The sequence below is a fragment of the Nostoc sp. 'Peltigera membranacea cyanobiont' 232 genome (genome assembly GCF_002245985.1).
In the GTDB taxonomy this organism is placed as follows: domain Bacteria; phylum Cyanobacteriota; class Cyanobacteriia; order Cyanobacteriales; family Nostocaceae; genus Nostoc.
The window spans coordinates 22959-30711 of the sequence record NZ_NOLK01000093.1; the positions used below are offsets into that span (position 1 = coordinate 22959).

9 protein-coding genes and 1 pseudogene are annotated in these 7753 nt (G+C 41.6%); 8 read left to right on the forward strand and 2 right to left on the reverse strand.

Annotation, left to right across the window (positions count from 1 at the left end):
• Window positions 1–460: 460 nt before the first annotated feature.
• The gene (gene psaK / locus CDG79_RS25705; RefSeq protein ID WP_094328718.1) at window positions 461–721 is read left to right on the forward strand and encodes a photosystem I reaction center subunit PsaK; all 261 of its coding nucleotides are present in this window, start codon (window positions 461–463) and stop codon (window positions 719–721) included.
• A gap of 132 nt (window positions 722–853) precedes the next feature.
• Here the strand turns inward: psaK and CDG79_RS25710 are convergent, their stop codons facing one another.
• The gene (locus tag CDG79_RS25710) at window positions 854–1465 is read right to left on the reverse strand and encodes a glutathione S-transferase family protein (protein WP_094344660.1); all 612 of its coding nucleotides are present in this window, start codon (window positions 1463–1465) and stop codon (window positions 854–856) included.
• Window positions 1466–1665: 200 nt separating this feature from the next.
• Here CDG79_RS25710 and CDG79_RS25715 point away from each other — a divergent pair, with 200 nt between their 5' ends.
• The 4 genes from CDG79_RS25715 (at window position 1666) to CDG79_RS25730 (ending at window position 4690) form a co-directional block, all read left to right on the forward strand.
• Window positions 1666–2391, forward strand: a complete 726-nt coding sequence (locus CDG79_RS25715) for an SOS response-associated peptidase (RefSeq protein ID WP_094344661.1) — start codon at window positions 1666–1668, stop codon at window positions 2389–2391.
• A gap of 90 nt (window positions 2392–2481) precedes the next feature.
• Window positions 2482–3003 carry a photosystem I assembly protein Ycf3 gene (locus tag CDG79_RS25720; RefSeq protein WP_094328752.1) on the forward strand — a complete coding sequence of 174 codons (522 nt, stop codon included), beginning with the start codon at window positions 2482–2484 and terminating at the stop codon, window positions 3001–3003.
• A 62-nt stretch (window positions 3004–3065) separates the two neighbouring features.
• Complete coding sequence (gatC, locus tag CDG79_RS25725; protein WP_094328715.1) at window positions 3066–3359, forward strand: Asp-tRNA(Asn)/Glu-tRNA(Gln) amidotransferase subunit GatC; 294 nt, start codon at window positions 3066–3068, stop codon at window positions 3357–3359.
• Window positions 3360–4177: 818 nt separating this feature from the next.
• Window positions 4178–4690 carry a hypothetical protein gene (locus CDG79_RS25730; RefSeq protein WP_012409900.1) on the forward strand — a complete coding sequence of 171 codons (513 nt, stop codon included), beginning with the start codon at window positions 4178–4180 and terminating at the stop codon, window positions 4688–4690.
• Window positions 4691–4832: 142 nt separating this feature from the next.
• Here the strand turns inward: CDG79_RS25730 and CDG79_RS25735 are convergent.
• A pseudogene (locus tag CDG79_RS25735) lies at window positions 4833–5108 on the reverse strand (thioredoxin family protein); the annotation flags it as partial.
• A gap of 21 nt (window positions 5109–5129) precedes the next feature.
• Here CDG79_RS25735 and CDG79_RS25740 point away from each other — a divergent pair.
• From CDG79_RS25740 to CDG79_RS25750, 3 genes are all read left to right on the forward strand, one after another.
• Window positions 5130–5750, forward strand: a complete 621-nt coding sequence (locus CDG79_RS25740; protein WP_223278320.1) for a collagen-like triple helix repeat-containing protein — start codon at window positions 5130–5132, stop codon at window positions 5748–5750.
• 233 nt (window positions 5751–5983) lie between these two features.
• Window positions 5984–6181 (forward strand): hypothetical protein, encoded by a 198-nt coding sequence (locus CDG79_RS25745; RefSeq protein WP_094344663.1) that lies wholly within the window; start codon window positions 5984–5986, stop codon window positions 6179–6181.
• Window positions 6182–6545: 364 nt separating this feature from the next.
• Window positions 6546–7721, forward strand: a complete 1176-nt coding sequence (locus CDG79_RS25750; RefSeq protein WP_094344664.1) for a homospermidine biosynthesis protein — start codon at window positions 6546–6548, stop codon at window positions 7719–7721.
• Window positions 7722–7753 lie beyond the last annotated feature (32 nt).

Here is a 7753-nt window from a genome sequence, read left to right on the forward strand (position 1 = left end):
CCCAACAAATCTAACTACAGGAGGATGAAATTTTTGATTTCTCTAGTGGGTGTAGAGCAACCAGGAAAATAAAAAATTAACTACAAAGTCAAGTATAAGCTTAAATTATAATTTTTAAAGTTTACAATAAATCTCGAATGTAGCTAAGTAGCTCACTGTCAAAACTATATGTTATTTTTGCAACGCGAAGACTGTGACTAAAATTTGCTTTGTATAAACCTCTATATAATTCTCCTGGCTATTTGAAAAGTAGGTATAATTTTAAACAAATTAACTGCTGACTTCTGAAGTTGAAATTCAAACCAGCTAGCACAGTTAACTCACCACATTGAGAGCGAGTTGTATTAAGTAGTGAGAATAACTGTTAAATATTGATGCAAAATTGGGTATTTTGTTGAATTTGCGTCGGAAAGTTTCAGATTATATTTTCAATCATTAATAAATCTCAGGAGCAAATCAGGTGTTTACTTCAACCTTACTCGCTGCTGCAACCACACCCCTGCAATGGAGTCCGACAGTTGGACTGATTATCATTATTGCTAATATCATTGCCATTGCTTTTGCTAAATCTACCATCAAATATCCCAATGCAGAACCAGGACTACCCTCAGCTAATCTCTTTGGTGGTTTTGGTTTACCAGCCCTTTTAGCAAGCACCGCCTTTGGTCATATCTTAGGAGTAGGCGCTGTTTTAGGGCTACATAACCTGGGAAGAATTTAGGTTCTTAACCAAGTTAGCCTTTATTTGATGATTTTTTTGTCTCCAACCTTGAGCCAGAGAGTTAGTTCTCTGGCTCTTTACTTATTGTTACGTGGATATAAATAGCTGTTCGCTTTAATTTAATTGCTCAAGTTATGCTTGTGTAATACTAATGTATCTTGGTTGAGCTTTGACTCTTTCTATCCAAGTTTGAATAGCAGGAAATTGTGTTAAATCGAACCCACCTTCGTCCGCTACATGAGTGTAAGCAAATAAGGAAATATCAGCAATCGTGTAACGCTCTCCCACAAAAAAAATGTGAGAGGTTAAGTGTTTTTCCATCAAGTTAAGTGCTGCATAACCTGGTTCGCGTTTTTGCTTAATAACTTCACTATATTCTTCAGTTTTACCTAAAATAGAAATCCAAAATCTTAATGTAGCAATAAATGGTTCGTGGCTATACTGTTCAAAACACAACCATTGCAGCACTTGCGCTCGTAAAAAGCGGTCATAAGGTAAAAATTCTGTACCTTCACTCAGATATACCAATATAGCATTTGATTCTGCCAAGTATTTCCCTGGCTCAATTTCTAGAATAGGTATCTTCCCGTTAGGATTTTTACTTAAAAATTCTGGTGTTCGAGTCTCGCCTTTTAAAATGTTAAGCTCTACTCTCTCAAAAGGCATACCTAGTTGTGTGAATAAAAGACGTATCTTATAACCATTACCGGAAGGTAAAAAATCGTACAAACGCAGTAGTTCCATGCTAAAATACAGTTAACAATATGTTGATAAGTGAAGCTTTAAAATACAATATCTTACCAAAAAATTTTCCCAAAACCGGATAATTTCTTTTAAAACTTAGCTTTTGAGTACTAGAGAAAATTATCTGAGAAAATAAAAATAATATTTGATTGAGTTCTAGATTGAGATGTTTAGTTGAGTCAGCGGTCGAGAATAAAAGTATGTGTGGAAGATTTACTCTAAACCAGTCAGCAGAAGCTTTAGCTCAAGTTTTTCATGTTGAGCCAGTTCTGAATTTAGCTGCCGATTTTAACATTGCACCGACGCGAATGGTGGCAACAGTGTTACGAAACCCTGAAAGCGAAAAGCGTGAATTTAAACAGTTGTATTGGGGATTAATTCCCTCATGGGCGAAAGATGCAGGAATGGGGGCAAAGCTGATTAACGCTAGGGCAGAAACTGTTGCCGAAAAACCAGCTTTTCGCTCGGCTTTTAAGCATCGACGCTGTTTAGTACTAGCTGATGGCTTTTATGAGTGGCAACGCCAACAAGGTAAAAAGCAGCCATTTTATTTTCGTCTTCAAGATAGGCAACCCTTCGCTTTTGCCGGTTTGTGGGAGAGATGGCGATGCCTACGGCAACCCGAAGCGGGAACGCCTGCTAACGAGGAAGTAATTTCTTGTACAATTTTGACAACGGCAGCTAACGAATTACTCCAACCTATCCACGAGCGGATGCCAGTAATTCTAGAGCCACAAGATTACGATTTATGGCTAGATTCTCAAGTGCAAACGCCTCAAACCCTACAGGAGCTATTGCGTCCCTATCCAGCGCCAGCAATGACTGGCTATCCAGTTAGCACTTTGGTAAACAACTCTCGGCATCATAGTCCAGAGTGCATCATCCCATTAAGTGAAAAGAATGTCCCCACAAATCAGTTAAATTAACTATTGAGCGTGCTAGAGGATTGGGGAGATGAGGGAACAATGCCCAATGCCCCATGCCCAATGCCCCATGCCCCATACCCAGAGAAAAATATGCCTAGAACACAAAAAAACGATAATTTTGTTGACAAATCCTTTACAGTGATGGCGGATATCATTCTGAAGATCCTACCAACTAACAAAAAAGCAAAAGAAGCGTTTGTTTATTATCGAGATGGCATGTCGGCCCAAGCAGAAGGGGAATACGCTGAAGCATTGGAATACTATGAAGAAGCTCTAACACTAGAGGAAGATACCAACGATCGCGGCTATATTCTCTACAATATGGGGCTAATCTATGCCAGTAATGGCGACCACAATAAAGCTTTAGAACTGTATCACCAGGCAATTGAGTTAAACCCACGGATGCCCCAAGCTTTAAATAACATCGCCGTGATTTACCACTACCAAGGCGAAAAGGAAAAAGAAAGTGGAGATAACGAGGCTGGCGAAGCACTCTTTGACCAAGCCGCAGACTATTGGATTCGAGCTATTCGCATGGCTCCCAATAACTACATCGAAGCTCAAAACTGGCTAAAAACCACCGGGCGATCGCAAATTGACGTATTCTTCTAAAAATGATGAGTTAGGAATTATGAATCATTCACTCCTAACTCCTCACTCCTAACTAAAAAAATATGATTGACCAAGAACAAGTCCATAAAGTAGCTAATCTTGCTCGTTTAGAATTGACTCCAGAAGAAGAGGAACAATTCACTACCCAGTTAGGAAGTATTCTGGATTATATTCAACAGTTGGATGAACTTGATGTCAGTAATGTGCCCCCAACAACACGGGCAATTGATGTCAGCAATATTACACGAGAGGATCGATTGCAACCCTATCCTGACCGGGAAAGCATTCTTAACAGTGCGCCTGAACAGGAAGGCGAATTTTTCAAAGTTCCCAAAATCCTTAACAGCAATGATTAAGTAACAAGATTGGAGAGCCAAGAAAATCATTGCAAGCTGTAGGGGAGACAGGATAAGCTAAAGCATCCTTCGCCCCTACTTCAACGCCCATTCCAAAATAAGTAGATATAGATTCTAGTTTACTTCGCTTGAGATTGCGATCGTTGCGTAGACGCGTAGCAGTTAACTAGAGCATCCAACATTAGAGTATGGTGATACCGATTAATAGTGAGGTTGCATAGAACAAAGGGATTTTGCTCCAAGTCTTGCCAAACCTGACTTTGTAAATCCTCCTAGAGAATTGGTATTAGTATCCATGTCATCCAAATGCGATCGTGTAAAGATAGCCTAAAAGAAGGCTACAGAATAATTAACTTGTGATGAAAAGTCTTCGTGAGTTTCTACGGTTATAACAGAAGCCGACATTAGGATAAACTGGCTTGTGAATACACCGGAAGTTCATCAGCGACTTAATTTGTCGCTTCTGGTGACTTCCTGTCTGGTATACTATCGCTTTTTGCTGTATGAAACTTACTCCAATTTATGGTAAGTCTCCCTCAAGAAGATTTCTGAGCATCGAAAATGACTTCCACTGTTTTGAGGCTATAGCCTTAGAATATTTACAAGCTTTACTTACGAATTAGCTCTCTAGAAAAAGTACCCTTTTTGCTGTCTAAGCTGACATTCTACCTATTTCTATAAGGATTTGTGTAGCTTAACAAATCAGCAGATTCATTAATATTAAGCCTGTTTTACTATTTAGTTTCTTACCCTGACCTATTAGACAGCTAGAGTATTCATTTTACTTTGTTCAATAGCTTTTAGCCCTTATCGCTCCCATGCTGACCCATCACCGCAAACCCGTGTGCTTATCACTTATTTCCACTGACCTACCAATCTGGTCTGTTGTCGAAACTGCCGCGACATTGTATCAAAAAGATACTGATAGATTCCATTTGCTGCTGACTGCACCACCCTTAATTAGCTGCGAAGTAGAGAGTGTAGTAAGTCCAGAGGATACACTTCCTCAAAGTAAAAGCAAAGCTTACGCCCCTAACAGTCCCAGAATTTTGTGGCTGGAGATTTCTCCTTACCGGGTCATTATGACTATGCAAGGTAACGCTCAAGTGAGTTACCGTCACTTTTGGGAACAGGGGGTTTATGGTATTAGTCGCTATTGGTTGCCAACTGAGTCATTACAACCTAACGATCCGATTCGTTTGCGAAATTTTACTAGTAGCCTAACTCTCAACGGACATCCCTTGCCAGAACATTTGCGTCTGGAATATGAATTGTGGGCAGAAAAAGTCCAACTAGGATGCTACATACTTAATTTGGAAATTAAACACTGATAGTCATGGGGAACAGGGATAAATACCCAATGCCCCATGCCCGTGATGATTGCTATGCATAGATAACGGGGCGTTTAGCCCGTGCTGAGTGGGAAATCTCACTTCTTTACTCAGAACTGTTTTGCCCCATGCCCAATCGCTTTTAACCAAAATAACTGGGTTGGTTTCCAGATTTCCATTTAATATTGCAACCAACACTCGGCTTTTGCTCCCTTGTAACAGGTTGACCCGCCAGCACTGCTTCAATGGCTGCCCGTAAATCTGCGCCCGTTACAGGCTTACCATTACTGGGGCGGCTATCATCTAATTGTCCCCGATAAACAAGTTGGCGCTGCTCGTCAAACACAAAAAAATCTGGTGTGCAGGCTGCTGTATAAGCCTTTGCCGTTTCCTGGCTCTCGTCATAGCATAAGGTAAAATTAGTATCGCTGGTGATGCTTTGGGCAAGGCAGGAGTAGCACTGACTACGGCACTTACAGTGATCGCACTTTATCAGCGGATTAAGTCTCTGCGCGGCTTGCAAGGTATACCGGGATTGCCTGGTGTCAAGGGAGACAAGGGGGATAAAGGTGAAAGGGGACTACCAGGATTGAACGGCGTTACAACGGTTGTCACCCTCCCAGGTGCAAAGGGCGATAAGGGCGACCCTGGTAGAAATGGTAGCAACGGTAGACCAGGTATTGGAATTCCCGGCAAACCCGGCAAGGACGTGAACCCAGCAGACATTGCAAGTCTAAAAGCTTTAATAATTGAACAACACACTCAAACTAGAAGCTTCACTGCTGGTATTGGGGCTAAAATATCTGCTGCCTTAGCACCGATATTTGCTCTATGTACGAGCATTTTTAATATTGTGAGTACTGCTAGTAATGCTGCACAATTGGCATTACTAAATATCATTAACAGTAAGCTTGGTGCTTCTGTTACTGGTGGAATACCCGGTCTAATTACGAATATCGCTCAAAATACATATTTAGAGAAAGTATTAAGCGTTATGACCTTTGCAGCAACTGTTCATAAATTTTCTATGAAAGTAAAGAAAATAGTGAACCTCCAGTAATTGGACATCCCAAAATAGTTTTAAAGCTGTAAAAGATGCCGAAAAAGCTTTAAACGAAAAGCGTGATTTTAATCATCTTGTCAATAACCAGCTAGACATCTCCAAAAATATTGCTTTTGGATTTGATCGGCTTGAACGCCAGCTTGATGGCATAGACAACGAACTGCGAGAACTCAAAGCTTACTTGATTGGAAATCAAAAACACTCTTAACTACTAACAAAGGTCAATTATTATGTCTAAATCAGCCCTGAACACCCTCAGCACCATTCTTGGTTTAATCGCAGGTGGCTCTAGCCTACTTGGGAGTGCTGGCGTAATTAATCACCAGATTGCAGACACCATTGGCGGATTTGCTACCGCGCTCTTAGGCTACCTCGTGCAGCAGCCGGCTGCTGGTGAACAGCCACAAGCCTCATCACCTCAGAAATAACCCTTTGGGGATTCGCTCTAACTTCCGCCAAAAATGCCCTACAACTTAGTACTGGCAAAGGAATGATGGAATCTCGGAGTTAAAAATAAGTGCCGTAGCGCTAAAAATAGCCAGAATCCTTGTATGGTAAGGTGTGGTTTAGACTTAGAGTATTATTTGGAGTTTATACGAGATGATTAGTGTGTGAGCATATATTGAGCATTGATGACTAGTAATATCTTATACCTATAGTTACTAATATATTACTTAAAGTATAATATTTGAGCATTAAATGAACATTTATTATAATTTATAAGCTAAAACTATTGAAATGGCGTTGAATCAAACATTAGGTTCCGCGTGTTTACTGTTCGGGAGTGCCAAAATGTCTAAACAACTGGGTCAAAAAATTGCACCTACACCTATATCAAATGATATCAATGTAGTGGATTTGATCGATCAATACTTCACCGCTTACAACTCAGCGCGGTTGCGGGAAATCTGCCAGCTTCTGAGTCGTGACGTGCTAACGGAAGGTGTCACGGTGGGAGTTAGCCTTTCCGGTGCGATGACACCAGCAGGATTTGGGGTTTCAGCGCTTGCACCCTTAATTCGCAATGGCTTTATTGACTGGATGATTAGCACTGGTGCAAATCTTTACCACGATATGCACTACGGTTTGGGTTTTGAACTCTTTGCTGGTAATCCGTTTTTGGATGATGTGAAACTGCGCCAGGAAGGGACGATTCGCATTTATGACATTATCTTTGGTTACGATGTGCTACTAGAAACTGATGCGTTCATCCGCAAGATTCTGCAAGGGGAAGCGTTTCAGAAGCGGATGGGAACTGCTGAGTTTCACCATTTGCTGGGTAAGTATGTTCGGGAAGTAGAAAAGCAACTGGGTGTGCAGCATTCCTGCTTACTGGCTACTGCTTATGAGTATGGTGTGCCTATATATACGTCTTCTCCTGGAGATAGCTCTATTGGAATGAACGTGGCGGCTTTGGCTTTGGAAGGTTCGCAGTTGGTGTTAGATCCATCAATTGACGTAAATGAAACGGCTGCGATCGCATATAATGCCCGTGAGTCAGGAGGTAAAAGTGCAGCTGTAATTCTCGGTGGCGGTAGTCCTAAGAACTTTTTGCTCCAAACTCAACCGCAACTTCACGAGGTACTAGGACTAGAAGAACGAGGACACGATTACTTTATCCAGTTTACCGATGCACGTCCAGATACAGGCGGTTTGTCTGGAGCAACCCCATCGGAAGCTGTCAGTTGGGGTAAGATTGACCCAGAAGAGTTACCTAACACAATTGTTTGTTATACCGATAGCACGATCGCTCTACCACTGGTAACGGCATACGTCTTGAATAAGTGCCAGCCTCGTCCCCTAAAGCGTGTGTACGACAAGCGAGAAGCCATTTTGGATAAACTGCAAAAAGACTATCTAGCAGCCAAAAACCAACCATCAGATCGGATTCCCGCAGCAGTGGCTGATAGTGCTTCACAGCAAACAGCTACTTATCCCTGTGGTCGGCTGATTCCGAATGCTCATTAGAGAGTAGAGGGGGCAGGGGGAGTAGAGGGGGC

What these genes read in the sequence shown, in the direction of transcription:
- CDG79_RS25710 (WP_094344660.1), bottom strand. Translation starts at nt 1,465, where the DNA reads ATGGAACTACTGCGTTTGTACGATTTTTTACCTTCCGGTAATGGTTAT.
- CDG79_RS25715 (WP_094344661.1), top strand. Translation starts at nt 1,666, where the DNA reads ATGTGTGGAAGATTTACTCTAAACCAGTCAGCAGAAGCTTTAGCTCAA.
- CDG79_RS25720 (WP_094328752.1), top strand. Translation starts at nt 2,482, where the DNA reads ATGCCTAGAACACAAAAAAACGATAATTTTGTTGACAAATCCTTTACA.
- gatC (WP_094328715.1), top strand. Translation starts at nt 3,066, where the DNA reads ATGATTGACCAAGAACAAGTCCATAAAGTAGCTAATCTTGCTCGTTTA.
- CDG79_RS25730 (WP_012409900.1), top strand. Translation starts at nt 4,178, where the DNA reads ATGCTGACCCATCACCGCAAACCCGTGTGCTTATCACTTATTTCCACT.
- CDG79_RS25745 (WP_094344663.1), top strand. Translation starts at nt 5,984, where the DNA reads ATGTCTAAATCAGCCCTGAACACCCTCAGCACCATTCTTGGTTTAATC.
- CDG79_RS25750 (WP_094344664.1), top strand. Translation starts at nt 6,546, where the DNA reads ATGTCTAAACAACTGGGTCAAAAAATTGCACCTACACCTATATCAAAT.